Source organism: Georgenia phoenicis (assembly GCF_047302425.1).
Lineage (GTDB): Bacteria > Actinomycetota > Actinomycetes > Actinomycetales > Actinomycetaceae > Oceanitalea.
On record NZ_CP154855.1, the window covers coordinates 1346578 to 1372741 of the forward strand.

General features: G+C 74.9%; 28 protein-coding genes and 2 tRNA genes. 17 read left to right on the forward strand and 13 right to left on the reverse strand.

Annotated elements, in window-relative coordinates; genetic code table 11:
• Positions 1 to 115 precede the first annotated feature (115 nt).
• Entirely contained in the window at positions 116 to 643 is a 528-nt protein-coding gene (locus AA0005_RS06410) for a hypothetical protein (RefSeq protein WP_413452582.1), read from the forward strand.
• Positions 640 to 864, forward strand: a complete 225-nt coding sequence (locus tag AA0005_RS06415; protein WP_413452583.1) for a molybdate ABC transporter substrate-binding protein — start codon at positions 640 to 642, stop codon at positions 862 to 864. The genes AA0005_RS06410 and AA0005_RS06415 overlap by 4 nt, the downstream gene beginning before the upstream one ends.
• Before the next feature lie 124 nt (positions 865 to 988).
• On the opposite strand, the gene hemL is transcribed toward AA0005_RS06415, so the two are convergent.
• The 6 genes from hemL to hemE form a co-directional block, all read right to left on the reverse strand.
• Positions 989 to 2326 carry a glutamate-1-semialdehyde 2,1-aminomutase gene (gene hemL / locus AA0005_RS06420; protein WP_413452584.1) on the reverse strand — a complete coding sequence of 446 codons (1338 nt, stop codon included), beginning with the start codon at positions 2324 to 2326 and terminating at the stop codon, positions 989 to 991.
• A gap of 24 nt (positions 2327 to 2350) precedes the next feature.
• Complete coding sequence (gene hemB / locus AA0005_RS06425) at positions 2351 to 3331, reverse strand: porphobilinogen synthase (protein ID WP_413452585.1); 981 nt, start codon at positions 3329 to 3331, stop codon at positions 2351 to 2353.
• A complete protein-coding gene (locus AA0005_RS06430) occupies positions 3328 to 4089 on the reverse strand; it encodes a uroporphyrinogen-III synthase (protein WP_413452586.1) in 762 nt (253 codons plus the stop codon). The genes hemB and AA0005_RS06430 overlap by 4 nt, the downstream gene beginning before the upstream one ends.
• Positions 4086 to 5045, reverse strand: coding sequence for a hydroxymethylbilane synthase (hemC, locus tag AA0005_RS06435; protein ID WP_413452587.1), 960 nt, complete (start codon positions 5043 to 5045; stop codon positions 4086 to 4088). Before hemC ends, AA0005_RS06430 begins: the two co-directional genes overlap by 4 nt.
• 166 nt (positions 5046 to 5211) lie before the next feature.
• The gene (locus tag AA0005_RS06440; protein WP_413452588.1) at positions 5212 to 6561 is read right to left on the reverse strand and encodes a protoporphyrinogen/coproporphyrinogen oxidase; all 1350 of its coding nucleotides are present in this window, start codon (positions 6559 to 6561) and stop codon (positions 5212 to 5214) included.
• On the reverse strand, positions 6558 to 7619 hold the full coding sequence (hemE, locus tag AA0005_RS06445) for a uroporphyrinogen decarboxylase (protein ID WP_413452589.1): 1062 nt from the start codon (positions 7617 to 7619) through the stop codon (positions 6558 to 6560). Before hemE ends, AA0005_RS06440 begins: the two co-directional genes overlap by 4 nt.
• Positions 7620 to 7661: 42 nt before the next feature.
• Between hemE and AA0005_RS06450 the strand changes: the two genes are divergently transcribed.
• A complete protein-coding gene (locus tag AA0005_RS06450; RefSeq protein ID WP_413452590.1) occupies positions 7662 to 8942 on the forward strand; it encodes a glutamyl-tRNA reductase in 1281 nt (426 codons plus the stop codon).
• Positions 8943 to 8961: 19 nt separating this feature from the next.
• Here the strand turns inward: AA0005_RS06450 and AA0005_RS06455 are convergent, their stop codons facing one another.
• Positions 8962 to 9567 (reverse strand): TetR/AcrR family transcriptional regulator, encoded by a 606-nt coding sequence (locus AA0005_RS06455; protein WP_413452591.1) that lies wholly within the window; start codon positions 9565 to 9567, stop codon positions 8962 to 8964.
• 103 nt (positions 9568 to 9670) lie between these two features.
• On the opposite strand from AA0005_RS06455, the gene AA0005_RS06460 reads away from it, so the two are divergent.
• The 5 genes from AA0005_RS06460 to AA0005_RS06480 all read left to right on the forward strand — a co-directional run bounded on the left by AA0005_RS06460 (position 9671) and on the right by AA0005_RS06480 (position 12496).
• Positions 9671 to 10489 carry an alpha/beta fold hydrolase gene (locus tag AA0005_RS06460; RefSeq protein ID WP_413452592.1) on the forward strand — a complete coding sequence of 273 codons (819 nt, stop codon included), beginning with the start codon at positions 9671 to 9673 and terminating at the stop codon, positions 10487 to 10489.
• Positions 10486 to 11055 (forward strand): dihydrofolate reductase family protein, encoded by a 570-nt coding sequence (locus tag AA0005_RS06465; RefSeq protein ID WP_413452593.1) that lies wholly within the window; start codon positions 10486 to 10488, stop codon positions 11053 to 11055. Before AA0005_RS06460 ends, AA0005_RS06465 begins: the two co-directional genes overlap by 4 nt.
• 20 nt (positions 11056 to 11075) lie before the next feature.
• The gene (locus AA0005_RS06470; RefSeq protein WP_413452594.1) at positions 11076 to 11363 is read left to right on the forward strand and encodes a DUF4287 domain-containing protein; all 288 of its coding nucleotides are present in this window, start codon (positions 11076 to 11078) and stop codon (positions 11361 to 11363) included.
• A gap of 61 nt (positions 11364 to 11424) precedes the next feature.
• Positions 11425 to 11802, forward strand: a complete 378-nt coding sequence (locus tag AA0005_RS06475) for a nuclear transport factor 2 family protein (RefSeq protein ID WP_413452595.1) — start codon at positions 11425 to 11427, stop codon at positions 11800 to 11802.
• Positions 11803 to 11836: 34 nt separating this feature from the next.
• Complete coding sequence (locus tag AA0005_RS06480) at positions 11837 to 12496, forward strand: hypothetical protein (protein WP_413452596.1); 660 nt, start codon at positions 11837 to 11839, stop codon at positions 12494 to 12496.
• A gap of 50 nt (positions 12497 to 12546) precedes the next feature.
• Here the strand turns inward: AA0005_RS06480 and AA0005_RS06485 are convergent, their stop codons facing one another.
• Positions 12547 to 13104: a TetR/AcrR family transcriptional regulator gene (locus AA0005_RS06485; RefSeq protein ID WP_413452597.1), complete on the reverse strand. Its 558-nt coding sequence runs from the start codon at positions 13102 to 13104 to the stop codon at positions 12547 to 12549.
• Positions 13105 to 13280: 176 nt separating this feature from the next.
• On the opposite strand from AA0005_RS06485, the gene AA0005_RS06490 reads away from it, so the two are divergent.
• Positions 13281 to 14726, forward strand: a complete 1446-nt coding sequence (locus tag AA0005_RS06490; protein WP_413453067.1) for an MFS transporter — start codon at positions 13281 to 13283, stop codon at positions 14724 to 14726.
• A gap of 91 nt (positions 14727 to 14817) precedes the next feature.
• The gene (locus AA0005_RS06495) at positions 14818 to 15489 is read left to right on the forward strand and encodes a hypothetical protein (protein WP_413452598.1); all 672 of its coding nucleotides are present in this window, start codon (positions 14818 to 14820) and stop codon (positions 15487 to 15489) included.
• On the opposite strand, the gene AA0005_RS06500 is transcribed toward AA0005_RS06495, so the two are convergent.
• Positions 15486 to 16712: a cation:proton antiporter gene (locus AA0005_RS06500; protein WP_413452599.1), complete on the reverse strand. Its 1227-nt coding sequence runs from the start codon at positions 16710 to 16712 to the stop codon at positions 15486 to 15488. The genes AA0005_RS06495 and AA0005_RS06500 overlap by 4 nt on opposite strands.
• Positions 16713 to 16824: 112 nt before the next feature.
• A complete protein-coding gene (locus tag AA0005_RS06505; protein WP_413452600.1) occupies positions 16825 to 17742 on the reverse strand; it encodes a ribokinase in 918 nt (305 codons plus the stop codon).
• A gap of 526 nt (positions 17743 to 18268) precedes the next feature.
• Here AA0005_RS06505 and AA0005_RS06510 point away from each other — a divergent pair.
• Positions 18269 to 19747, forward strand: coding sequence for a DUF222 domain-containing protein (locus AA0005_RS06510; protein ID WP_413452601.1), 1479 nt, complete (start codon positions 18269 to 18271; stop codon positions 19745 to 19747).
• Between the two features lie 35 nt (positions 19748 to 19782).
• On the opposite strand, the gene AA0005_RS06515 is transcribed toward AA0005_RS06510, so the two are convergent.
• Complete coding sequence (locus AA0005_RS06515; protein WP_413452602.1) at positions 19783 to 21273, reverse strand: AAA family ATPase; 1491 nt, start codon at positions 21271 to 21273, stop codon at positions 19783 to 19785.
• An 85-nt stretch (positions 21274 to 21358) separates the two neighbouring features.
• Positions 21359 to 21565, reverse strand: a complete 207-nt coding sequence (locus AA0005_RS06520) for a helix-hairpin-helix domain-containing protein (RefSeq protein ID WP_413452603.1) — start codon at positions 21563 to 21565, stop codon at positions 21359 to 21361.
• Positions 21566 to 21853: 288 nt separating this feature from the next.
• Between AA0005_RS06520 and AA0005_RS06525 the strand changes: the two genes are divergently transcribed.
• From AA0005_RS06525 to AA0005_RS06550, 6 genes are all read left to right on the forward strand, one after another.
• Positions 21854 to 22690 (forward strand): helix-turn-helix domain-containing protein, encoded by an 837-nt coding sequence (locus AA0005_RS06525; protein WP_413452604.1) that lies wholly within the window; start codon positions 21854 to 21856, stop codon positions 22688 to 22690.
• On the forward strand, positions 22687 to 23106 hold the full coding sequence (locus AA0005_RS06530; RefSeq protein WP_413452605.1) for a VOC family protein: 420 nt from the start codon (positions 22687 to 22689) through the stop codon (positions 23104 to 23106). Before AA0005_RS06525 ends, AA0005_RS06530 begins: the two co-directional genes overlap by 4 nt.
• 95 nt (positions 23107 to 23201) lie before the next feature.
• Positions 23202 to 23273: transfer RNA gene (locus AA0005_RS06535), tRNA-Gln, on the forward strand.
• A 55-nt stretch (positions 23274 to 23328) separates the two neighbouring features.
• Positions 23329 to 23401 (forward strand) — tRNA-Glu (locus tag AA0005_RS06540).
• 179 nt (positions 23402 to 23580) lie between these two features.
• Positions 23581 to 24426 carry a hypothetical protein gene (locus tag AA0005_RS06545; protein WP_413452606.1) on the forward strand — a complete coding sequence of 282 codons (846 nt, stop codon included), beginning with the start codon at positions 23581 to 23583 and terminating at the stop codon, positions 24424 to 24426.
• A gap of 41 nt (positions 24427 to 24467) precedes the next feature.
• On the forward strand, positions 24468 to 25319 hold the full coding sequence (locus tag AA0005_RS06550) for a hypothetical protein (RefSeq protein ID WP_413452607.1): 852 nt from the start codon (positions 24468 to 24470) through the stop codon (positions 25317 to 25319).
• Here AA0005_RS06550 and AA0005_RS06555 read toward each other — a convergent pair.
• Complete coding sequence (locus AA0005_RS06555; protein WP_413452608.1) at positions 25291 to 26103, reverse strand: alpha/beta fold hydrolase; 813 nt, start codon at positions 26101 to 26103, stop codon at positions 25291 to 25293. The two genes, AA0005_RS06550 and AA0005_RS06555, sit on opposite strands and share 29 nt — an antisense overlap.
• Positions 26104 to 26164: the final 61 nt, after the last annotated feature.

Genomic DNA, 26164 nt, shown 5'->3' on the forward strand with positions numbered 1-26164 from the left:
AGGCCGAGCGCAGGCGAAAGTGACGACCGCGGGCGGAACGACACCCGCGGTCGTCACTTTCGCCTGCGGTCGCGGATTGGTGGTCTGGGGGCAGGAGTAGGAGCCGCCCGTCACCGTGGACGACCCGGAGGGCCTGCTCACCGTCATCGCGCCGCCGGTCGTGCGCGACGCGATCGCGGACCTCGACGCCGCGTGGACGGCGGAGGGCAACGACCCGCTGCGCGTCGACCTCGGCCCGGCCGACCTCAACCGGGCCAACAACCTCACCGCTGCCCTTGGTGCCGCCGCGCCACGGCAGGTGGCCTCCGACGTCGTCCTCACCGACAACCCGCGCACGGTCGAGTCCGCCGACGCGTCGCTGTGGACGGACGCCGGCCTGGTCGCGACGACGGAGCTGCGTGCGGTCCTGCCCGCCGCCGCTGCCGAGGGCGACGGACGGGAGGGCGCGGAGGTGCTCGCCGGTGCGCGCGTCGCGGCGTGCGGCGACTACTGCGGGGAGCTCGCGCAGGACTGGCTGCAGACGGTGGGCGGCGACACGGACGCGACGCTGCTCCCGCTGCCGGAGGAGGCCGCCGACGGGCGCGGGCAGGTCGTCGCGGAGGACTACTCCGAGCTGCCGGCGTGGTCGGGCCAGTTGGCGTGAGCGCCGTCGTCGACGGGGAGGCGGAGCTCGCCCTCACCTACCTCGCGGACGTCGCGGGCGACGGCGTCACCATCGTCGCGCTGCCCGACGCGCCCGCCGTCGGCCTCACGGCGCTCGTGTCCGAGGGCCGCGACACCGAGGAGGCGACGGCGTTCGTCGAGTTCCTCCAGAGCGGTGCCGGCCGGGAGATCCTCCGGGAGCACGGCTTCACCGCACCCTGAGCCGTCTCTGTCCCTCCCGCCCGCCCCCGACGCCTGTCCCGCCTGCTACGCCGAGCCCTGGACTCTCCGCGGAGAATCCGGCTGTCGGCCTCAGGGGGGCGGGTGGGGTGGGCCGGGCTGCCGGTCAGCCGGGCTGGGCGGCGGCAGCGGCCTTGGCGGCTGCCGGGAGGGCGTCGAGGACGCGGCTGACGGCGGCGTCGTCGTGCGCGGCGGAGAGGAACCACGCCTCGAAGACCGACGGCGGCAGCGCCACGCCCGCCTCGAGCATCGCGTGGAAGAAGGGCGGGAAGCGGAAGGCGTCCTGCGCCTGGACCTGCGCGTAGTTCCGCACCGGCGCGGCGGCCGCCGCCTCGCCGAAGAACACCGAGAACAGGCTCCCGGCGCGCTGCACCCGGTGGGGCACCCCCTCGGCGGTCAGCGCGGCGCCCACGGCGTCGGCGACCACGCCCGCCGCCTCGTCGACCCGCGAGTAGACCGCGTCGTCGGCGAGCCGCAGGGTCGCCAGGCCGGCCGCCGTCGCCAGCGGGTTCCCCGAGAGCGTCCCGGCCTGGTAGACCGGGCCGAGCGGGCTGAGGAGATCCATGAGTTCGGCGCGCCCGCCGACGGCGGCGAGCGGCATCCCGCCGCCGACGACCTTGCCGAAGGTGACGAGGTCGGGCTCCCAGGCGCGCGTCCCGCCGTCGCCGGCGCCCGCCTGCTCGAGCCCCCACCAGCCGGAGCGGTGGACGCGGAAGCCGGTGAGCACCTCGTCGAGGATGAGCAGCGCCCCGTGGGCCTCGGTCATCTGGCGGAGCAGCCCGTTGAAGCCGGTGTCGGGCGGGACGACGCCCATGTTCGCCGGCGCCGCCTCGGTGATGACCGCGGCGATCTCGTGGCCGCGCGCGGCGAAGACCTCGGTGAGGGCGACGGCGTCGTTGTAGGGCAGCACGATGGTCTGCGCCGTCGTCGCCGCCGTGACGCCGGCGGATCCCGGCATGCCGAAGGTCGCCACCCCGGAGCCGGCCTCCGCGAGGAGCGCGTCGACGTGCCCGTGGTAGTGCCCGGCGAACTTCACGATGAGGTCGCGGCCGGTTGCGCCGCGGGCGAGGCGGATCGCCGTCATCGTCGCCTCGGTGCCGGTCGAGACGAGGCGGACCCGCTGGGCGGGCGCAACGCGCGACCGGATCGCCTCGGCCAGCTCCACCTCGGCCACCGTCGGCGCCCCGAACGAGAGCCCGCGCTCCGCCGCCTCCTGCACGGCGCCCACGACCTCGGGGTGCGCGTGGCCGAGCAGCCCCGGCCCCCACGACATGACGAGGTCGACGTACTCCCGCCCCGCGACGTCGGTGATGTGCGGCCCCCGCGCGGACGCGACGAAGCGCGGCACCCCGCCCACCGAGCCGTAGGCACGCACCGGCGAGCTCACCCCGCCGGGGATGACGGCGCGGGCGGAGCTGAAGATGTCGTCCATCGGGTCGGTCATCGGGTTCCTTTGCGAGTGGGGTGGTCAGCGCAGCCAGCCGGCGACCTCGGTCGCCCAGTACGTGAGGGTCATGTCCGCACCGGCGCGCCGGATGCCGAGCAGGGACTCCTCGATCGCGCGGCGCCGGTCGATCCAGCCCTGCGCCGCCGCGGCCTCGATCATCGCGTACTCCCCGGACACCTGGTAGGCGGCGACGGGCACGGGGGAGTGGGCGGCGACGTCGGACAGCACGTCGAGGTAGCTCATCGCGGGCTTGACCATGACGACGTCGGCGCCCTCGGCGAGGTCGAGCGTCGCCTCGCGCAGCCCCTCGCGGCGGTTGCCGGCGTCCATCTGGTAGGTGCGGCGGTCGCCCTGGAGGGCGGAGTCGACGGCCTCGCGGAAGGGCCCGTAGAACGCCGAGGCGTACTTGGCCGAGTAGGCGAGCACGGCGACGTCGCCGTGCCCGGCGCCGTCGAGCGCGGCGCGCACGGCCGCCGTCTGGCCGTCCATCATCCCGGACAGGCCGAGCACGTGCGCACCGGTCTCCGCCTGCGCGAGCGCCATCTCCTCGTAGCGGGTGAGGGTCGCGTCGTTGTCGACAGTGCCGTCGGCGGTGAGGACGCCGCAGTGGCCGTGGTCGGTGAACTCGTCCAGGCACAGGTCGGACATGACGACGACGGCGTCGCCCACCTCCTCGACGAGCGCGCGCAGGCCGGCGTTGAGGATCCCGTCGGGGTCGGTCGCGCAGGAGCCGACGGCGTCGCGCACGGCCGGGACGCCGAAGAGCATGACGCCGCCGACCCCCGCCTCGGCGGCCTCGACGGCCGCGCGGCGCAGGGAGTCCATCGAGTGCTGGGCGACGCCCGGCATCGACCCGATGGGCGCCGGCTCGGTGAGGCCCTCCTTGACGAACATCGGCAGGACGAGGTCCGCGGGGTGCAGGCGGGTCTCGGCGACGAGCCGGCGCATCGCGGGGCTGCGGCGCAGCCGGCGCGGGCGGGCGGCGGGGAACTGGGCGGTCATGGGCGGGCTCCGGTGGTGAGGGCGTGCGCGGCGGCGGTGAGGAGGCCGGCGGTGGTCTGGTGGTCGGCGACGGCGTGGACCGGCAGCCCCGCGGCTCGCGCGGCGTCGGCGGTGCTCGTGCCGATCGCGCACACGCGCACGGGGGCGGCCGTGCCGTAGAGGGCGGCGAAGGCGCTCGCCGTGCTGCCCGAGGTGAGGACGACGACGTCGACCCCTCCGCCGTCGAGCATCGCGGCGACCGCGGGGTCGGGTGCCGTCACCGGCAGGGTCCGGTAGGCGACGACGTCGCGCACGTCCCAGCCGCGCTCGCGCAGGCCCGCGACGAGGGTGGGGGCAGCGATCTCCGAGCGCGGCACGAGGACGGTGCCGCTGCCCTCGGGCCAGACGGCGAGGAGGTCGACGGCGCTCGAGCGGCCGGGCGGGACGAGGTCCGCCTCGACGCCGTGGGCGGCGAGGGCGGCGGCCGTGGCCTGGCCGACGGCGGCGACGCGCGGGCCGGACAGGAGCTGCGCCGTCGTCGTCCCGAGGGCGGCGGCCCGCTCGGCGACGACGGCGACGGCCGTTGCGCTCGTCAGGGCGACCCAGTCCGCGGTGCCGGCGGCGCGGAGGGCGGCGTCGAGCTCGTCGGTGGGGGCGACGGTCGCGTGGCGGATGAGGTCCGCGGTGACGGTGCGGGCGCCCTGGTCCGCGGCGGCGCGGGCGAGGCGGTCCGCGGCGTCGGTGTTGGGCAGGAGCAGGGTGCGGCCGGCCAGGCTCACGCGGGCCGCCCGGTGATGGTCGCGGCACCCGCCTCGAGCAACGCCTGGGCGACCTCGGTGCCGAGCGCCTCGGCGGCGGCGAGCGAGGCGGCGTCGTCGTCGCTCGGGAGGGTGGTGCTGGCGCGGTGCTCGAGGCGGCGGCTGCCGTCGTGCTCGACGACGGTCGCGTGGAGGTGGAGCGTCTGGCCGTCGAGGTGGGCGAGGGCGCCGAGCGGGGCGGCGCAGCCGGCCTCGAGGACGCGCAGGACGACGCGCTCGGCGGTGACGGCGAGGCGGGTGGCGTGGTCGTCGAGGGCGCGTAGGCCGATGGCGAGGGGGTGGTCGGGGTTGGTGAGGTCCTCGGTGCGGCACTCGACGGCGAGGGCGCCCTGGCCGGGGGCAGGGACGACGACCTGCGGGTCGAGCGTGTCGGTGACGGCCTCGAGGCGGTCGACCCGGGCGAGGCCGGCGCGGGCGAGGACGACGGCGTCGAGGTCGCCGGCCTGCACGCGGCCGAGGCGGGTCTCGACGTTGCCGCGGATGTCGACGATGACGAGGTCCGGGCGGGCGGCGAGGAGCTGGGCGGCGCGGCGCGGCGAGCCGGTGCCGACGCGGGCGCCTTCCGGCAGGGTCTGGAGGCTCCAGCCCTCGCGAGCGCACAGGACGTCGCGGGAGTCGACGCGTTCGGGGAGCGCGCCGATCGACAGGCCGGGCGTCGGGGCGGTGGGGAGGTCCTTGAGCGAGTGGACGGCAAGGTCGCACTCGCCGGCGAGCAGCGCCTCGCGCAGCGCGGCGGCGAACACGCCGGTGCCGCCGAGGGTGGCGAGGGAGGCGCGGTTGCGGTCGCCCTCGGTGCGGATGCGGACGAGCTCGACCTCCCGCCCGGTCACGGCTTCTAAGGCCTTCGCCACGGTGGTGGACTGCGTGAGCGCCAGCGTGGAGGCGCGGGTGCCGAGCCGGAGCGGGGGAGGGGTCACCTCCCCAGTGTGCACACCCGGAGAAACCGAAGTCGAGGTGACGTCCGTCCCCTCCCTCCCGCGCCGACAGCAGACTTGTTCCCGGAGGGGGAGTAACAACTCCGCTGTCGGCGAGGACGGGGAGGGCGACCTCCCTCGTCGCCGAGAGCCGGATTCTCCGGGCGGCTCAGGTGGCCAGCAGGCGGGCGGCCTCCTGCTGGGCCTGGGCCACCACGGCGGCGACCCCGGTGCCGGCGACCCACGCGCCGCACACGCCGAGGCCGTCGGCCGCCCGCACGCGCTCGAGCAGCGGGCGCAGGGCCGGGTCGGCGGCGGCCGACGGCGGCAGGCCGAGCGGGCGGTGGACACGGAGGCTGTCGCGCACCTGGGCCCGAGAGAGGGGGAGGCCGAGGAGTGTCGAGGCGTCCGCCAGGGCCACGGCGGCGTCGACGGTGTCGAGGGCCGCAGGGTCGTCCCCGGCGCGGCCGTAGGACAGGCGCAGCACGTGGACGCCGGTCGGGGTCGCGTCTCGCAGCCACGCCCACTTCGCCGTCGCGTGGGTGAGCGCCTTGGTCCGCACCCCGGCGTCCGGGCCGACGAGCACCCCCGAGCCGAGCGGCGCCGCATCGAGCTCCGGCGCGTCCACGACGAGCGTGACCTGGGCGATCGGGTTCCCCGCCCGCGGCTCGGGCACCTCGCCCGGGAGCACGTCGGCCAGCAGCGCGACCGTCTCGGGACCCGGCACCGCGAGAACGAGGCGGCGCGTGCGGACGGGGGCGGCGCCGTCGTCGACGTGGACCAGCCAGGTGCCGTCCGCCTCCCGGGCCACCGAGGTCACGCGCGTGGCGGTGCGGACCTCGGCGCTCGCGGCGAGGGCGGCCGGCAGCCGCCACATGCCGCCGACGACGCAGCCCACCGCCGGCCCGTCCGGCACGGTCGCGGCCACGGCCGCCGCGAGGGAGCCGTGGGAGACGAGCGCCGCCCGCAGTCCGGGCGCGACGGCGTCGACGGCGAGGTTCTCCGGGTCCGTGCCGTGGATGCCGCGCGCGACCGGGCGCACGAGCCGCTCGAGGAGGTCGGCGCCCATGCGCACGGTGACGAGCTCGGCGAGCGTCGTGGCATCGGCACCCGCAGACGGACCCAGCTCCCGGTCGGCGGCGGCGCGGGCGGCGGCGCCGGGACCGACGATCGCGACGACGTCGTCGGCGAGCGGGTCGGCGGGGATGCCGAGGAGCGCGCGGGTGGGGGAGGTGAGCGCCCGCCCGCCGTCGTCAGGGAGCCAGATGGTCGACGCCGTCGCCGGGGTCGTGTACTCCAGCCCCAGCCGCGTGACGAGGTCTGCCACCTCGGGGCGGCGCAGCGCGAAGGACTCCGCCCCCGCGTCGACGTCGATGCCGCCGACCCGCGCGTGCTGGACCAGCCCGCCCACCCGGTCGCCCGCCTCGAGGACGAGGGTGCGCAGTCCCGCCGCGGCGAGGGCGTGGGCGGCGGTGAGGCCGCCCATCCCCGCGCCGACGACGACGGCGTCGCGGGTCACAGGGTGTGGGCGAGCTCGACGATCCGGGTGAGCACGCCGGGGTCGGTGGTCGGCGGGACGCCGTGGCCGAGGTTGAGGACGTGGCCGGGGGCCTGGCGGCCGCGCTCGACGACGTCGCGCACGTGCGCCTCGAGCACCTCCCACGGGGCGGTGAGGAGGGCCGGGTCGATGTTGCCCTGGAGCGGGGTGGTGCCGCCCAGGCGACGGCTGGCCTCGTCGAGCGGCAGGCGGTAGTCGACGCCGACGACGTCCGCGCCGGCGTCCCGCATCGCGCCAAGCAGCTCGCTCGTCCCGGTGCCGAAGTGGACGATCGGCACGCCGAGGTCCTTGACGTGGGAGAGCGCGCGGGCGCTGTAGGGCGCGGCGTGGGCGGTGTAGTCGGCGAGGGACAGGCCGCCGGCCCACGAGTCGAAGAGCTGGACGGCGCGGGCGCCGGCCTCGACCTGCGTGCGCAGGAACGCGCCGGTGAGGTCCGCGGCCCAGGTCATCACCCGGTCCCAGGTGGCCGGGTCGGAGTGCATGAGCCCGCGGGCGGCGAGGTGGTCGCGCGAGGGGCGGCCCTCGACGAGGTAGGCGGCGAGGGTGAAGGGCGCGCCGCCGAAGCCGATGAGCGGGACCTCGCCGAGCTCGGCGACGGTGAGGCGCACGGCCTCCTGGATCGCGGCGTGATCACCGGGGGCGTGGGAGACGAGGCGGTCGGCGTCGGCGAGGGAGCGGACGGGGTCGGCGATGACCGGGCCCACCCCGGAGACGATCTCCACGTCCACGCCGGCCAGGCGCAGCGGCACGACGATGTCGGAGAAGAAGATCGCCGCGTCCACCCCGTGCCGGCGCACCGGCTGGAGGGTGATCTCCGTCGCGAGCTCGGGCTTGAGGCAGGCCTCGAGCATCCCCGTCCCGCGGCGCACCTCGTGGTACTCGGGCAGGGAACGCCCAGCCTGCCGCATGAACCACACCGGCAGGCGCTCGGGACGCTCGCCGGAGTACGCCGCCAGGAGAGGCGCACGCACTTCGTCAGATGTATTACCGTTGCCGCCGAAAGTAGTCACGCCAGCCATTGTGCCTGCACCCACCACCGGCCGTTCCTTTGGGGGATCCTCGTGGCCCTTGCAGTCGTCTCAGCCAACCACCGCCACGCGGGGCTGGCGGTCGTCGACCGGCTCAGCGCCGTCGGCGCCGACCGGCTGCGCGCCGTCCTCGCCGACCACGCAGGCGACGGCGCGGGCTCGCTCGACCCCGACGCGGACTGCGGGATCGGCGGCGCGGTGGTCCTGGCGACCTGCAACCGCCTCGAGATCTATCTCGACGCCGAGTACCCGGCGACGGCGGCCGACCACGTCCGTCACGCTCTCGCCCGGGCGAGCGGGCTCGGCACCGGCGAGGTCGCCGACAGCACCGTCGTCCTCGAGGGCGACGGCGCCACGCGCCACCTCTTCGAGGTCGCCAGCGGTCTGGACTCCATGGTGGTCGGGGAGCGGGAGATCGTCGGCCAGGTCCGCCGCTCGCTGGACGCGGCCCGCCAGGCCGGGCTCACGACGCCGCTGCTCGAGCGGACCTTCCAGCACGCCTCCCGAACCTCGCGCGAGGTCGCCGTGGCCACCGACCTCGCCCGGGCGGGCGCGTCCGTCGCCTCCGTCGCGCTCGACCTCGCCGGCCGCCGCCTGGCGGGGGAGCGCGCGCTGCTCGTCGGGACGGGCGCCTACGCGGGGGTGGCGCTCGCGGCGCTGCGCGCGCGGGGCGTGCACGACGTCGAGGTGTGGTCGGCCTCCGGACGCGCCGCGGCCTTCGCCGAGAGCCACGACGCCGTCGCCGTCGACGACCTCGGTGCCGCCCTGGCCCGGGCCGACATCGTCGTCACCTGCCGGGGGACCGGCACGGTCGTGCTGGACACGACCTCCGTGGTGGCGGCGCTCGCGGTGCGGACGGGTGACGAGGAGCTCGTCGTCGTCGACCTCGCCCTCAACCACGACGTCGACCCCGCGGTGCGGGAGCTGCCCGGTGTGCGGCTCATCGACCTGGAGACCGTGCGCAGCCAGCTGCCGCCCACCGCGGCGGCGGAGGTGGAGCACGCGCGCGAGCTCGTCAGCCGGGGCCTGGAGCGGCTCGGCGCCGACCTTGCCAGCAGGGTCGTCGACGACGCCGTCGTCGCGCTGCGGCGGCGCGTGGAGGACGCGGTCGCCGAGGAGCTCACCCGGCTGCCGGCGGAGGGGCAGGTCTCCTCAGAGGAGGCCGCCCGCGCGCTGCGCCGCCTCGCGGCCCGGTTACTCCACACCCCGACTGTCCACGCCCGGACCGCCGCCCGGGACGGACGCGCCGAGGAGCACGTCGAGGCGCTCAAGCAGGTCCTCGGCGTCACGGTCCCGGCCGGGTCCCTCAACTGAGCCGCCCGCCCGGCGTGGCCTACCGCTGGGCTCGCGCGTTGATCCCGGCGAGCACGACCTTGATGCGCTCGCGCAGCTCCTCGTCGCTCGGCATGCCCAGGTGGAAGACGAGGCGGTGGTAGAGGGTGCCGTGGAGGAGGTCGTTGAGCAGCTTGAGGTCGGCACCTTCGGGGAGCTCACCGCGACTGATCGCTGAGCGCATCCGCTTGTCGAAGAGCCCGATGTTGGGGACGATCACCTGCTCGCGGAGATCGCCGGCGAGGTCGTCGTCGCGCAGCGCCTCGGCGATGAGGCCGGTGACTGCCGAGGTCCGGTGAGGCGTGAGCAGCTCGATCACGGCCTTGAGCTGCGTGAGCACGTCGTCGACGAAGTGTCCCGTGTCGGGGTGGTTCGCCGTGCTCTCGGCCTTCTCGACGACCGCCTCGAGGAGCACGGCCCCCTTGGAGGGCCACCACCTGTAGATCGTCTTCTTGCTCACCCCGGACCGTGCCGCGATCCCCTCGATGGTGAGCCGCGGGTACCCGATCTCCTCGCAGAGCTCGAGCGCGGCCGCGAGGACTGCCTGACGTGCGTCCTCGCTCCGCTTCGCGGGATCCGGTGCCTTGGCCACGTCGTCAGAGTACACGACACGTAGCGTGTTGCGTCGTCGGCCGGCGTCCGCTACCTTTCCGGCAACACGCTACGGAGCGTGTCGTCACAGAGGCGCCACCGACGAGAATCGAGCCCCCATGTCCACGAGCTTCACCACATCCGCCGACGGCACCCGCATCGCCTACGAGACCCACGGCCCCGCCGACGCGCCGACCGTCGTGTGGGTGCACGGCGCGACCGCGTTCCGCGCCGTCCACGACGTCCCTGCACGGGTCGCCGAGCTCACCGGTCTGCGCATCGTCGACTACGACCGCCGCGGCCGGGGCGAGAGCGCCGACACGGCCCCCTACGAGGTCCAGCGCGAGATCGAGGACATCGCCGCGATCATCGGTGCGCTCGGCGGTCGCGTCGCGGCACTCGTCGGAGAGTCCTCCGGCGCCGTGCTCGCGCTGGAGGCGGCGCGTGCCGGCGTCGCCGCCGACCGCGTCGTGGCCTACGAGCCACCGCTCGTCGTCGACGACAGCCGCCCGCCGCTCTCGGCGGACTACGTCGCCCGGCTCGACGCCGCCGCCGCGGCCGACGACCCGGCCGAGGCCTTCCGCATCTTCCTCACCGACGCCGTCGGGCTGCCGGACGAGATGGCGCGGGGCATCACCTTCGCGCCGAACTGGGACCAGCTCGCCTCGGTGGCCCACACGATCCGGTACGACGGCCGGTTCATGGAGGAGCTGATGCGCGGCGACGCCACCGCGCTGGACCGCTACCGCGACGTGCGCGTGCCGGTGCTCATCGGCATCGGCGGCGACACGTGGCCCTTCCTCAGGGCGGGCGGCGAGACCGCCGCGGCCGTGCTGCCCGACGCCCGCCTCGAGATCTTCCCCGGCGGGACACACGAGACCGACCCGGGTCTCGTCGGCCCGACGTTCGCCGCGTTCGTCCGGGGAACGCCACGATGAGGCGGCCGATCACGGCCGAGCTGTTCGTGAGCCTCGACCTCGTCGTCGCCGAGCCGCAGACCTGGCACCTCCCGTGGGTGGACGAGGCCATGCTGTCCGAGGTCGCCCGGGAGCAGGACACGTCCACCGTGCTGCTCGGCCGGAGGACCTACGACGTGTTCGCGTCGTCGTGGCCCGGGCGCGGCGACGACGTCCCCCTCGCGGCACAGCTCAACGCGATGACCAAGGTCGTCGTCTCCGACCGCATCACCGATGCCGAGGCCTCGTGGGCTCCGACGACCGTGCTGCGCCCAGGCGGGGACCTCACGGCCGCCGTCGCGAGTCTCGACGAGCTCGGGGACGACCGCGTCACCGTCGCGGGCAGCGTCAGTCTCGTCGAGCAGCTGCTCGCCCTCGGCCTGCTCACCGAGCTGCGCCTCGTCGTGCACCCGCTCGTGCTCGGCACCGGCCGCCGGCTCTTCGACGGCTGGGCCGCCGGCGGCGTGGAGCTCACCCTCGCCGGGAGTACCCCGCTGGGCCGAGGCGCCCGGCTCGACGTCTACCAACCCATCACGATCGCCGCGTAGCGGCACAGAGAGGCACCACCATGTCCGGACAGGCCTACCTCACCACCATCGAGCAGAAGACCGGCAGGACCCCGCGCGAGCTCATCGCGATCGCCGCCGACGCAGGACTCACCGCCGACTCGAAGGCCGGCGAGATCGTCACCTTCTTCAAGACCGAGCACGACCTCGGCCACGGCCACGCGATGGCCCTCGCCCAGGTCATCCGCAACCTCGACACCGTGGACCTCGCGAACCCCACACCGTCCGGCCCCGCACCCGGGTCGATCGGCCGGCTCTGGCTCGACGGCATCGACTCCCGCCCGTCCTGACTGCGAGGCCAGCTCGGACGTAGCCGGTGACACCGGGCGGCCTGCGGAGGACCATCGGAGGATGGACGAGACGCTGCGCCGTCGCGTGAGTGAGTTCCTCGACGCCTGGGCGGAGGCGATCGTCGCCAACGACGCCGACCGGATCGGCTCCTTCGCGACGGCGGACTGGGTGCTCGTCGGCGCGGGCGGCACCATCTCGCGCGAGCGCTTCCTCTACCTCGTGCGTTCGGGCCGACTGACGCACGAGGAGATGCGCCTCGAGGTCCTCGACGTACGCGACCGGGGCGACGTCGTCGTCGCCATCGCGCACGGGACCAACTCCGGGCACTGGGAGGGCCGACCCTTCCACGAGGACGAGTACACGACCGAGGTCTTCGTCCGCGAGGCCGACGGCGGGTGGCGGTGCGTCGTGACGGCGCTGAGCCCGCGGGTGGAGTGAAGGGACCGGCGTCCGCGTCGGGAATGATGGCCCCGTGAGACTCTTCGACCGCTGGCGCTCCACCGAGGTCCCCGCCGACGTCGGCCCCGGCTTTTGGGTGGCCGAGGCCGGCGCGCTGCAGCGCGCGATCGTCACCGCCCTCGGCGCCGACGCGCGGGGCCGGCCCGAGGTCCGCGCCCGCCTCGAGCTCTCCGCGGGGGCCGAGGGGCGCGTCGTCGTCGTGTGGCGCAACGTCATCGTCGGCTTCGTGCCGCCCGACCACGCCGCCCCGCTGCGCCGTCAGCTCGAGGCGGCCGGCAGAGCCACCCTGGTGGCCGCGGGCTCGGTCGTCCGGGCCGACGGGCAGTGGCGGATCTGGCTCGGGGAGGGGACGCCGGTCGGCGAGCCTCCCGCCGATGAGCTCACGCCGCCGCCCGCGACTATCTTCGGCATCTCCCTTCCCGCCACCACGCTGCGGGAGACGACGACGGCGCGACGCTGGGTCCTCGCCGTCGGCTCGCACTCGTGGGAGGTGGAGGAGGGCACCGATCTCGACGTCGCGCTGCTCCGCCGCCGCATCGCGGAGGCCGCGCCCAGTGCGACGGTGCATGTCCGGGTGTGGGGCGAGCCGGTGGCCATCGACCTCGGCGGCGACGCACGCGTGACGCTCACCGACCCGGTGACCGGCGAGGTCGAGGTGCTTCACCCGCGCTGAGTGGTGGCTCCTGCACCGTGTGGCTTTCGGCTTCTCCGGGAACGCGAAAGTCACACGGTCTTCGCGGCCGCCTGCTGCTTGAGGAGGGCGACGACCTCGAGGAGGTCGGCGCGGTCCTGCGGCTCCCGGCCGGCGACCTCGTCCGAGGCGATCGCACCGGCGAGGACGGCGTTGTAGTACAGCCCGTCACCGAGCAGGACGATCGCCCGGGCGATCGCACGGTCCCCGACCTCCTCGAGGATGAGCTCGAACCACGCGCGGTGGACGGCGTGCAGGGCCTCGCGCGCCCGGGGGAGGGCCTCCTGGGCGAGGCCCGCAGCGGCGACCAGCGTGCGGTCGAGCGGGGAGCCGTCGGCCACGGAGGTGTCGACGTAGTACGCGGACGGGCCGCGCGGGTCGGCGGCCATCTTCTCGGTGTCGGCCGTGGCGAGTGCGGCGAGGCGCTCGAGGAGGCCCTCGACGAGCGCGTCCTTGCTCCTGAAGTGGTAGAGCAGGCCGCCCTTGGACACCTCCGCCCGTGCGGCGACGGCGTCCAGCGTGGCCGCCCGGGCGCCCTCGCCGATGAGGACCTCCTCGAAGGCGTCCAGGACCTTGTCTCGTGCCGACATGGGAGAGACGCTACCCACATCGACTCCCAACCGTCCAGACGGTACAGTTCTCGACGGCGCAGCACGCGCCCGTCCCGCCGTCCTCCCGGAGCACCACCTTGGCCTCGACCACCTCCTCGCGCCCCGTCATCCCGAGCTCGCCCGCCGCCCGTCCGTGGGCGGCGCTGGTCGTCCTCATGCTGCCGGTGCTGCTCATCGCGGTGGACAACACCGTGCTCAGCTTCGCCGTGCCGTCGATCTCCGAGTCGCTGCGCCCCGGCGGGACCGAGCTGCTGTGGATCGTCGACGCCTACCCGCTGGTCCTCGCCGGCCTGCTCGTGCCGATGGGCAGCCTCGGGGACCGGGTGGGCCGCCGCCGGCTCCTGCTCATCGGCGCGACGGGTTTCGCCGTCGTCTCCGCCGTCGCCGCCTTCGCGCCCACCGCCCCGCTCCTCGTCGCCGCGCGTGCCGCCCTCGGCTTCTTCGGCGCCATGCTCATGCCCGCGACGCTCTCGCTCATCCGCAACATCTTCACCGACCCCGTCCAGCGCCGGACGGCGATCGCGATCTGGGCCGCAGGCTTCTCCGGTGGCGCGGCGCTCGGCCCGATCGTCGGTGGCTTCCTGCTCGAGCACTACTGGTGGGGTTCGGTCTTCCTCCTCGCCGTGCCGGTCCTCGTCCCGCTGCTCGTCCTCGGGCCGGTGCTCGTGCCCGAGTCCCGCGACCCCGAGCCCGGACCGGTGGACCCGGTGAGCATCGCGCTCTCGCTCGGCGCCATGGTCCCGCTCGTCTACGGCATCAAGCGGATGGCAGAGGCAGGACCGACGACGACGGCGGTGCTCGCCGTCGTCCTCGCCCTCGCCCTGGGCTACGCCTTCGTCCGCCGCCAGCTGCGCCGGCCGGTCCCGCTGCTCGACGTCCGCCTCTTCGCGAACCCGGTGTTCAGCGGCTCGGTGGCCGCGAACCTGCTCAGCGTCTTCTCCATGGTCGGCTTCCTCTTCTTCGTCTCCCAGCACCTCCAGCTCGTCAGCGGGCGCACCCCGATGGAGGCGGGGCTCGTCCTCGTGCCGGGGCTGGTCGTCACGGTCGTGGCGGGTCTCGCCGTCGTGCGCGTCGTGCGGCACGTGCGCCCCTCGTACGTCGTCGCGGGCGGGCTGCTGCTCAACGCCGTCGGGTACGGGCTCATCCTCGCGAGCGGGTCGACGGGCTCCGACGTCGGGCTGCTCGTCGCCTTCATGGTGCTCGGCGCGGGTGTGGGGGCGGCGGAGACGATCTCCAACGACCTCATCCTCTCCAGCGTCCCGGCGGCCAAGGCGGGGGCGGCGTCCGCCGTCTCCGAGACCGCCTACGAGCTCGGCTCGGTCCTCGGCACCGCGGTACTCGGCAGCATCCTCACCGCGGTCTACCGCACGAACGTCGTCGTCCCCGACGCCGTGACGGGCGACGACGCGCGCGCGGCGGGGGAGACCCTCGGCGGCGCGACGGAGGTGGCGAGCGGGCTGCCGGACTCGGTGGCGGCGTCGCTCCTCGAGTCGGCGCGGCACGCCTTCGACTCCGGGGTGGTCATCACCTCCTCGATCGGCGTCGTCCTCATGGTCGTGGCGGCGGTCATCGCGCTGCGGGCACTGCGCAGCGCGGAGTAGCGTCCCGCGGCCTGTTCGCCCTGCGCACCCTGCTCCTCTCAGGAGGGGCGGTGCTGGTGCGGTCGGTCGCCCTGAGCGTCATGGTGGGGGCATGGACACGGTGCTGTTCCTCGCCTACACCGGGATCTACCTCGTCCTGCTCGCCTGGGGGCTGACCCTTGCCGCACGACGACGGCGCTGGTGGACACCCGCGAACGTACCCCTGCTCGTCGTCGTCGGGCTCGTCTACGACAACGCGGTGCTCGGCACGGGCCGCTTCATCGGCGAGGGCGCGCTCCTCGAGGCGCTCAACCTGCCGCGGTACTGGACCCACGCCCTGGTGACGCCGCTGCTCGTGGTCTTCGCGTGGCACGCCCTCGTGCGCGCCGGCGTGGGGTGGGCGCGGACCCGGGCGGCCGCCGTCGTCGCCGGTGCAGTGACGGCAGGTCTGGTGGTGCTGGAGCTGACGCACGTCGTCGGGCTCGACTTCGAGGCGCGGCGGGAGTACGGGGTGCTGAGCTACGCGCCCGTCGAGGAGGCGGGCGGGCCGCCGGTCATGGTGCTCGTCGTCAGCCTCGCGCTGCTCGTCGCCGGCGTCCTCGTGTGGCGGCGGCAGGGCTGGCCGTGGCTGCTCGTCGGGACAGCGGTCATGACGGTCGGCAGCGCGGTCCCGGTCCCCGTGGACAGCGGCGCGGTGACGAACCTCTTCGAGGTCGTCCTGCTGACCTCGGTCCTCGCGACCGTGGCGTTCCAGGACCGGGCGGAGCGGCGCGCCCAGACCTAGCCCGACTCCTGCGCCGGCTCGGGCGCCCTGCTCCGGCCGTAGAGCTTGCGCCCGGGGGAGGACGTCACCCCGAAGGCGACGACGCTCGCCGCGATCATCAGCGTCGCCGCGGCGAAGAAGCGCGGGTCCGTCACGCCCTTGTCGACGCTGTGCGCGACGTAGAAGATCGAGCTCGCCCCCATCGGGCCGAACCAGCCGAGGAACGTCGCCTGCCGGACGTCCAGCCCCAGCGGCCGGGCGAGCGCGACGACGGCGGGCAGGCGCCGCAGCAGGAGGACGGTGAGGACGAAGAGGATCGCCGCCGGTCCGAGGCGGCCCCACTCCTCCCAGGGCAGCACCAGGCCGAGGAGGAAGAAGATCGGCAGCGAGAGGTAGCGGTTGACCGCCTCGTCGGTGTCCTCCTGCGGCTCACGCTCCTCGCCGGTGACGAGGAGGTTGTAGACCGTCCCGGCGATGAACACGGCGAGGATGCCGTCGGTCTGGGCGGTCCGCGCGATCCCGAGGGTCGCCACGGCGAGCAGCATGGTGAGCACGAGGTCGGGCGCGGGCTCGAGGTCCTTGTGACGCGTCGCGAACCGCGTCCCCCACCCACCGAGCGCCCCCAGGACACCTCCGATGACGATGGCGACGACCACCTCGTAGGTGACCCGGCCGACGTGCTCCCCGAGCGTCCCACCGGGAACGACGACGGCGATCGTCAGCGCCACGAAGGGCAGGGCCAGGCCGTCGTTGAGGCCGCTCTCGACGCTGAGCATGTGGCGCAGGCGCCCGGGCAGCGTCTTCTCCGCCGGCTCGCCGGAGACGACGGACCCGGCGAGCACCGGGTCGGTGGGTGCCAGGCAGGCCCCGACGAGCACGGCCAGCGCCAGCGGGAAGCCGAGGAACAGGGCCGCCGCGCCGGACACGGCGACGCTCACGGGCATGACGACGAGGATGAGCAGGGCGACGGCGCGGGCCACCTTTGGCAGCCGGGAGGTAGGGAAGCGCAGCGCGGCCTCCATGACCGACAGTGCCACGACCAGCCGGCTGCCCTCGAGCAGGGCGAGGTCGCGCACGTCGTGCGGTACCGAGATCAGTCCCAGCGCGAAGGGTCCGAGCGCCGCGCCGACGACGAGGGCGAGCAGGGGCTCGCTCACCGGCAGGTCGCGCATCTTGCGGCTCGCCAGGGCGAGCACGACGGCGAGCGAGCCGACCAGGGCGTAGGCGAGGTGCAGTGACTCCACGGGTCCTCCGGACGTGCGAGGGCGAGACGGGGCGGCGGGCTCCTCGGAGCCCAACCGCTCTCCTCACCGTGACCACGACCGTGGCGGGGCGCAACCGGCTGAGGTGCGGGCGTCAGGCGTCCCGTACGAGCTCCGCGACGGCGGAGGCGGTCGGGACCGCCTCCTGCGCGCCGGGAGCGGTGGTGGCGAGGGCGCCGGCCGCCCCCGCGAGCCGCGCCGCGTCGGCGAGTGCCGCGCCGCCGGCGAGGGCGGCGGCGAGGACGCCGCAGAAGGTGTCCCCGGCGCCGGTCGTGTCGACGGGCTCGGCAGGGAACGCGGGGACGTGGTGCGTCTCGTCGTCGCGCTCGGCGACGAGGCACCCCTCCCCGCCGAGGGTGACGACGACGGCGGGCACCCGGGCGAGCAGCGCGCTCGCCAGCTCGGCCGGCTCGGTGCCGTCATCGGCGCCGGCGAGGTCCGCCGCCTCGTGCTCGTTGACGACGAGAACGTCGACGGCGTTCCACAGCTCCTCCGGCAGCTCACGGGAGGGGGCGGCGTTGAGGACGAGCAGCGCGCCGGTGCGGCGAGCGGCAGCGGCGGCGAGGATCGCCTCGAGGGGGATCTCGAGCTGGGCGAGGACGACGTCCGCCTCCGCCACGCGCGCCGCCTGCTCGGGCCCGACGGTCACGGCGGAGTTGGCACCGGGCGCGACGATGATCGTGTTCTCGCCGTCGGGGGTGACGGAGATGAGGGCGGTGCCGGTGGGCTCGGTGACCCGGGCGACGAGGTCGGTGTGCACGCCCGCTGCCGCGAGCGAGCTGTGGAGCAGCTTCCCGGAGTCGTCCTGCCCGAGGGCGCCGACGAAGGTCGTGTCCGCGCCGCCCGCGCGTGCGGCGGCGACGGCCTGGTTGGCGCCCTTGCCTCCGGGGTGTCGCTCGAGCGCGCCGCCGAGGACCGTCTCCCCGCCGGCGGGGTGCCGCGGGACAGGGACGACGAGGTCGACGTTGGCCGAGCCGACGACGACCACCCGGCCGGCGCTGCCTGAGGTCACGGTGGCTCTCCTTCGTCGATGTCAGTGGTGGGTCCTAGCGTGTCAGGTACCGGGACGACACCGCTGGAGGTGGCATCGATGGCTCGAGTGTTCGGCGGCGTGAGCCGCGCGGTTCCGGGCCTCGGGGCGATGTCAGTGGTCGCTTGTAGCGTGGCAGTCAGACGAGGTTCTCACTGGGGAGGTGAGCGCGATGGCCGCAGGGACGCCGCCTGAGGCGCCGCCACGGGGAGAGCCGGACGAGGGTCGCGGGCGAGCGGTGAGGCGCAGTGCTGGCGAGGCGCAGCGGCGCAGCCGCTTGCGTCAGTCGCTGCCGCAGCACCGCACCAGGCCGGCGCGACGCCGGTCTCAGGGTGCTCCGGGCGAGCGTGCCGACGCCGGCCGCGCGGCCTCCGTGGGTGCGCCGCCCACGCCCGCTGGTGCGCGGCCCGCGCCCGCTGGTGCGCGGCCCGCGCCCGCTGGTGCGCCGCCCGCGCCCGCCGGTGCGGCGCCCGCCACTGCTGGTACGCCGCCCGCCACCGCTGGGGCGATGTCCGCCACCGCGTTCCCCGACCCGGTCGCCGCCATCACGGGCGCTGCCGACACCCTCTCGGCCCTCACCACCACCCCGTGGCACGAGCTGCCCGGCCAGGCCGCGCACGACGCGCTCGACGAGCTCGAGCGGGCCGAGCGCCACCTCGCGGCGCTGCGCGCCCAGGTGCTGCCCGTCGTCGAGGCCAACGGGCTGTGGGCGCTCCAGGGCACGCGCACCTACGCCGCGTGGCTGCGGCAGCGGACGGGCTCCACCGCGGGATCCGCGTCCCGGCAGGTGCGGGAGGCGCGGGCGTTGCGCGACCACCTCCCGCTCACCCGCGAGGCGCTGTCCGTGGGGCGCATCAGCCCCGAGCACGTCGCGGTGCTGGTCCGTGAGACCACCCGCACGCAGGAGCTGCGTACCCAGCTCACGGACGAGGACCTGGGGGAGGGCTTCCTCGTCGCGCAGGCCGAGGCGATGGACGCCGGCACCTTCACCCAGCTGGTGCGGGCCTGGACCGTCGCGGCGGACCCTGAGGGGGCGGACCGCGCCTGGCGCGAGGCGGACAGCAAGGAGGAGCTGACGCTCTCGCGCACCACCGACGGTTTCCACCTCCGCGGCTGGCTCGACGAGGTGTCCGGCCAGATCGTCGGCACCGCATTGCAGGCGCACGCGGGCCGCAAGGGTGCCAAGGACGAGCGCACCCCGGCGCAGCGCCGCGCCGCGGCCCTCGTCTCCCTCGCCAGCCAGTCGCTGGACGCCGGCATCCAGGGCGCCGCCGCTCGGATCCGGCCCCACCTCACCGTCACCACGTCGCTCGAGACGCTGCGCGCGCTGGCCGAGGCCATGGGCTCGGCCATCCCGCCCCTCGGCCCCGACGGCCGGCCCTACGCCCCGGGTGCCGCCTTCGGCCCCTCGAGCAAGGCCGCGCTCACGGCCACCGGTGGCCCCCGCGACCCCGAGGCGCCGGAGGCCGCGGGGGAGGTCGCGCTGTTCACCGCCTCGGAGGAGACGCGCCGCTGGCTCGAGCAGTGGGAGTCGGGGGACGAGCACGTCATCTCCACGGCCATCGACTACGAGCAGGTCGTCGGCCTCGAGCCGCCCACGCTCGAGGACGGCACCCCGATCCCGCCCGCCGTGCTCGCCCGGCTCGCCTGCGAGTCACAGCTGTCCCGCGTGATCTTCGGGGCCGTCTCCACCATCCTCGACGCCGGCCGGGACAAGCGGATCTTTCCCGCCAACCAGGTCAGGGCCGTCATCGCGAGAGACAAGCACTGCCAGTACCCCGGCTGCGACGAGCCGCCTGGCTTCGGGGAAATCCACCACTCGCTGTGGTGGGCCCAGCACCTCGGCGGCACCGACGTCGAGCACGGCATCCTCCTGTGCTGGCACCACCACGACTGGGTGCACGCCCAGCAGATCACCATCACCCGGGCCGAGGGGCAGTGGTGGTTCCGCGACCGGCACGGCTGGCTCATCACCGCCGACCCGTAACCGGAGGCGGAGGGGAGAGGTCTGCCCGTGGCCGGTCACTCCGCAGGTCCCGCGTGCCCGGCGGCGCCCAGCACCACCCGCGTCATCGCGTTGCGGGTGTCGAGCAGCTCGGACAGGGCGGCGTCGAGGTCGTCCGCCGACACGGCGAGCGGCTCCCCGCCCGAGTCGCGCTCCGCCGCGACGAGCGCAGCGCGCCGCAGCAGCTCCTTGATGAACGACGCCGTGACCCCCTCCGTGCGCTCGACCACCGCGTCGAGCCGCGAGCGGTCGACGGCAAGCGTACCGGCGTAGAGGTCGAACAGCCGGCGGCGGGCGTCGGCGTCGGGGAGGGGCAGCTCGACCGCCTGGTCCACACGCCCCGGGCGGGCGGCCAGGGCCGGCTCGAGCAGGTCGGCCCGGTTCGTCGTGAGGACGAAGACGACGTCGGCGTCCTCGGCGAGGCCGTCCATCTCACCGAGGAGCTGGAAGAGCAGCGGATGGGCCCCGGAGTGGAGCTCGCGGTCCTCGGCGATGAGGTCGACGTCCTCGACGACGACCATCGCCGGCTGCAGTGCACGCGCCACCGAGCACGCCTCGCTGATGAGCTCCAGGGCGCCACCGGTCAGCTGGATGACGGTCGTGTCGGTGAGGCTGCTGACGAGGTGGCGCACCGTGTGCGTCTTGCCCACTCCCGGCGGGCCGTACAGGAGCAGCCCGCGCTTGAGGTGCTGGCCGGCGGACAGCAGCCGGTCCTTGTGCCGGGCCACCTCGACGACCTGCCTGTGGATCGCCTCGGCCGCCGCCGTCGGGAGGATGAGCTCCTCCGGGCCGACCGTGGGCCGCTCGTGGAAGTGCAGCAGCGTCCCTCCGTACCCGAAGACCTCGTGCTCGAAGGAGAGCACCTGGCCGCGGAAGACGTTGTGCGTCGTCGTGAGGTCCTGGATCTCCCGTGCCGCTGCGGCGACGGCCGCGGCGTCGGGCCCGGTGAGCTCGACCGTCACCGTGGTGCGGCCCGACTCCGGCTCCGCCCCGCGGAGGAGCACGGCGAGCGGGCGGCCGTGGTCCTCGACGAGGTACAGGCCGCAGCGCACACAGGGAGCGACCTGCCCGCCGGGGCCGCTCGGCAGATTCGCCCGCGACACGTTCCCCGGTCGCGGGCCGAAGGGATCGCGCCGGCCGCCCTCGAGCAGCTCGGCGAGGCCGAACTGCTGGTGCTGGTGCCCGACGACGCCGACGAGCCGGTGGCTGCGGTGGTCCGCCGCCAGCCATGCGTCCAAGCCGGCCTGCACGTTGACGTGCTCGTAGCCGGGCCGGCTCTCCCCGACGACGTCGAGCTCGTCGACTGGGGCGGCGAGGTGCTCGTGCAGCAGGCTCGAGAGCGTCTCGCGCTCCTCCGCGCGCGCGACCCCGACCAGCCCGCGGGCCGCGCGCCGCGCGAGTCTGCCGACGTCGGCGAGCTCGAGTCGCCCGTCCCGCTCCGTGTCCTGCGGGCCTCCGTCGTGCACCGGTGTGCCGTGGGCCGTCCATCCGAAACTCGCGCTGCGCATCCTGCTCCTCGGGGTCAGCGGCCATCGTCGCGCGCGAACGGCACTCCTGTACCCGGTTCGGGCACCCGGCGCGGACGGGGCGTCCTCACGGGGCGAGGTCGCGGCCCCGCGCGGCCAGCGCCTCGCGCAGCAGCCGCACCGCCCGCGGCCCGACCCCGTGGAGCGCGAGCAACTCGCGCTCGGACATCGCCGCCACCTGCTCGAGCGAGGTCACGCCCCGCTCGAGCAGGGCATTGGTGGCCGGCCGGCCGATCCGAGGCAGGTCCGGGCCGGGGGCATCGTCGCTGCTCATCACCCCATGGTCCCCGTCGGGCGGCGGCGGAAGAGCGGTGAAAAGCGCTGACCCGGCCGCGACGTGAGGCCCTAGCGTCGCCGACCATGACTTCACGGTCCTCCACAACCACGCCACCAGGAGGCGTGTCCTCACCGCATCGGTCGCGGACCGTGCGGATCTCGCCCGTCCGCCCCTCGACGAGGCCGCCGACCTGCGGCTGCCCAGGCGCGTACGGTATCGACGTCCTGCGCCTGGTCGCGGCGTGAGCGCTTGGCCCGGGCACCCGTGGGGGAGGACGATGGGGGCGTGTCCGCGCTCGTGCCGCACACCGTCCCCGCACCGCTGCGGCCCCTGGTCGCCGCGTCGGTGGGCTACCGGGCCCCGGCCTACCCGGCGGGGGTCCACCGCGGGCTGCCCTCGCGGCACCTCACGCTCGTCGTCGAGCTCCTCGGCCCGCTCACCGTCCGGGGCCTGGCGGAGACGGTCCGTGCCCACGGCGTGGTCGGTGGGCTCCACACGGCTCCAGCCCTCATCGATGCGAGCCGGCCTCAGGAGGGCGTGCAGTACGCGCTGAGTCCGCTCGGCGCCCGCGTGCTCCTCGGGATCCCAGCGGGGGAGCTGCGGGACCGCGCCGTCGGCCTGGAGGGGATCCTCGGACCCGACGCCGCGCGGCTCGTCGAGCGGATGGCCGCCACGCCGTCCTGGCCCGCCCGCTTCCGCCTCCTCGACGAGGCCCTGCTCCACCGGCTGGCCGGCTCCCCGCGGGCCGCGGGGTGGGCGGTACCGGCCGAGGTCGGCGAGGCGTGGCGGCTCATCCTCGCGAGTGAGGGCCGCCTGCCCGTCGTCGACGTCGCCGCCGCGGTCGGCTGGGGCCGCCGCCACCTCGGAGAGCAGTTCCGCCGCGCGACGGGGCTTACCCCGAAGGAGGCCGCTCGGGTGGCCCGCTTCGAGCACGCCCAGCGGCTGCTCCGGGCCTGCCGGCCGCTGGCGGACGTCGCCGCGGAGACCGGCTACGCGGACCAGGCGCACCTGGCCCGCGAGTGGCGCGCCCTCACGGGAGCGAGCATGACGACATGGCTGCGCGAGGAGCTCCCATTCGTCCAAGACGCGGCCCGGTCCCCGGGCGCACGATCGATGTCATGAGCACCGACGAGAACACCCTGACCGCCCCCGTCCCCACCGTGTGGCCGAGCGTCGGCTTCACCGACGTCGACGCCGGGGTCCGCATCCTCACCGAGGTCCTCGGCTTCGTCGTCACCGCCCTCTACCGCGACGACGACGGCACCGTGGCTCACGCCGAGGCACGCTGGCCCGACGGTGGTGGCGTCATGTTCGGGAGCCGGGGCAAGGCGGGGGACTGGGGAACCCTCGGACCGACGGGCGTGTACGTCGTCGCCGCCGAGGCCGAGACCGTCGACGCCGTCTGGGCCCGCGCGGAGAGCGACGTGGACCTCGAGGTGACCGAGGCCCTCCACGACACCGACTACGGCTCCCACACCTTCGGCGTGCGGGACCGGGACGGGAACCTCTGGACCGTCGGGACCTACCGCGGGGTGTGACCACCCCCACCGCCCCCGGCTTTGAACCCGGCGCGTGCGGCAGGGTAGTGTCTACCCCCGGTACGACGTTCGCAGCAGCGGACGTTATACCCCCATGGGGTATGGTGTAATTGGCAGCACGACTGATTCTGGTTCAGTTAGTCTAGGTTCGAGTCCTGGTACCCCAGCGGTTTGAGTGAGGCGGCGAGATCCGCTAAACTCGACCAGGTTGAAAATGCTAGAGGCCCCGTCGTCTAGCGGCCTAGGACACCGCCCTCTCAAGGCGGCGGCGCCGGTTCGAATCCGGTCGGGGCTACAGGTGAGAGGCCCCCATCCCGAGTGGATGGGGGCCTTTCGCATGTCTGCGGCAGTCACATCTCCGCAAAGTGTGGCGAGAGACACCACGGGCGCATTTAGCGGAACCTTCCACCCTCGAGGCGCTGGTCGCGGGGAAGCGGGTCGTCCCACGATGGGCACCTACCTTCAGGAGGTGTCATGTCCGTCACACACGGCGCGGACGTCGAGGCGCTGCGCGCCAGCTCGCGAGAGCTGGCCGACACCGCCCAGGCGCTGCTCGTCACCAACGTCCGCGTCACCGGACTCATCTACAACGTCGAGTGGAACGGGCCCGACGCCGCCCGCTTCCGCTCTGCCTGGGAGTCCGAGTACTCCCCGCGGCTGAGCGAGGTCAGCGCGGCGCTGAACCGGGCGGCCGCGGACGTCCTCGAGCAGGCCGCCGACCAGGAGCGGGCGAGCAGCGCGAGCGGGGCGATGTCGTCGGCCACCGACGACCTGCGCGCGCGGCTGCGGTTCCAGAGCGACGTCCTCGGCCTCCTGCCGGACGCCGCCAAGCTCGGCGAGGTGCTGCGCGTGAGTCGGGAGGCGGCCGCCAGCCTCGCCCGGCTCGACGAGGTGTGGGAGCTGCAGGAGCTCGGTCGCACGACCTTCGCCCAGGGGGCCGGCAGGCTGCTCGGTGGTCTCGGCGTCGCACTCAGCGCCGCCGACCTGTACGAGGGCGTCCAGGACGGTGACCACGCCAAGGTCTTCCAGAGCGGCGTCCCGCTCGGTGTCGCCGGGCTCGGCGCGGCCGGCTTCATCGGCGGTGGCACCGCGGCGGCGATCACCGTCCCCTTCGGGGTCGGCACTCTCATCGGCACCGGCGTCAACGAGGCCATGGAGGGCACGACCTACGGCGAGCGGGTGCAGGAGAACTTCGACGCCGTCTTCCGTGCCACCGGCGCGGCCGGGCCCGTCGTCGGGACGGTGCTCACCCCGCTCGTCCTCCTCAAGGGCGGCCTGGACATGCTCGTCGACGACGACGGCGCCCCGCCGATCCCGTGAGCCCCCTACCCTGGGGGCGACCGACCGAGGAGGACGCAAGGATGCTGCGCGTGCGGATCAGGGGCGCCGGTGTGCCGCCCGTCGTGCTGGGGAGCGGGGACCGGCTGCTCGTGGGCCGTGCCCCCGACGCCGCCCTCACCGACGACGCCGAGGGCCAGCTGCGGACCACGACGCTCACCCTGCCGCGTGTCGCCGCGCACGTCTCCCGCGTCGTCGGGGAGGTGACGGTGGGCGACGAGGTCGTGCGCCTGCGCTGGCACGGCTCGACGACGGCGCAGCTGTCGAGCCTCTTCGACGCCCCCGGCGGTGCGCGCCGGGTGGCCCTGTCGCACGGCATGGGCGCGCTCCTCGACGAGGGCGAGAACCAGATCCTGCTCCTGCGCGGGCGCGAGGTCGACGGCGGCGGTTTCACCGACCTCGTCATCGTGCTCGACGTCGAGGAGGTTCGCGCCGCGGCGCCGCCGGAGAGCGCGTCACCGGCCGTGGACGCCGACGGGGACGCGACCACGAAGGCCCCGCAGCTCGAGCGCTTCTCCCGCGAGTGGTACGTCGCGCTCGCGCTCGCCGAGCCGTGGCTCACCGGCGCGGACGACTACCCGCGCCCGGCCTCGAACCGGGAGATCTACGAGCGCGTCCTCGCCCTGCGGGGCCATGCGTGGAACCTCGAGCGCCCCCAGCGGGTGGACGACGCGATCCGCGCCGTCGCCCGCCTCGCCTTCGGCCCCGCGGACGACCCCTTCACCGCGACCGCCGGCCGCGTGCAGAACGTGCGCTTCGCCGTCGGGCGGCGGGCCGCCGAGGTTCGCCTCGTCACGACCGAGGACCTCGACCTCGTCCTGGCCGCCCAGGCCAGCGGCGACGGCCTCAACCCCGCCCGTCTGCTCCAGGCATAGCGATCCCCGCCGCCGCGGCGACGAGCGCGCTCAGCGTGCGTGCCATCGCCTCCGGCTCCCAGGTGTGGAAGGCGCCAGGGACGCGGACCTCCCGCGCCCCGGGGATCGCGTCGGCCAGCAGCGCCGAGGAATCGACCATCTCCTCGAAGGTCTCCGTCCCCGCCATCGCGAGCACCGGGACGTCGATGCCCCCGAGGAGGTCGCGGGCCGGGGCCGACACCGCCCAGGCGATCGACTCTGCGTCGGCACGCAGGCTGCCGGTCTGAGCGACGACCTCCGGCCAGTCCGGAGAGCTCCGCGCCGCCTCCAGCCACTCCACCGGCATGTCCCTCATGTAGTGCACTCGCGCCCGCTCGAGCTCACCGGCGTCGAGCAGGCGCAGGAACTCGTCGGTCCAGGCGAGGATCTGCGCCGGGTCACCTGCGATCGGCGCCTCCCACAGTGCCAGGCCGGTGACCGGGAGCCCCGCGACCGTTGCGTGCAGGGCGATCGAGCACCCCGAGGAGTGGCCGCACAGGACCGCACTGCCGCCCACCTCGTCGATGAGGGCCGCCAGGGCCGCGAGCTCACGGTCGAGCCCGACGGCACCGTCCGCGGTGCTCTCCCCGCGACCGAGCCGGTCGTAGACGACGGTGGTGACTCCCGGCATCGCCCGGGCGGTCGCGGTGGTGACGGGGTCCGTGGCTCGGTGGGGGCCGGCCCCGGCGACGAAGACCAGCCCTGGGCCGGTGCCGTGCCTGTCGTAGACGACACGGTCGCCGCGGGCGGTGACGAGCTCGCTCATGCTTCCTCCTTGTTCGGCAGTCCTCGTGACCGACCGGCCCCGACGGCGGAACTCATCGTGG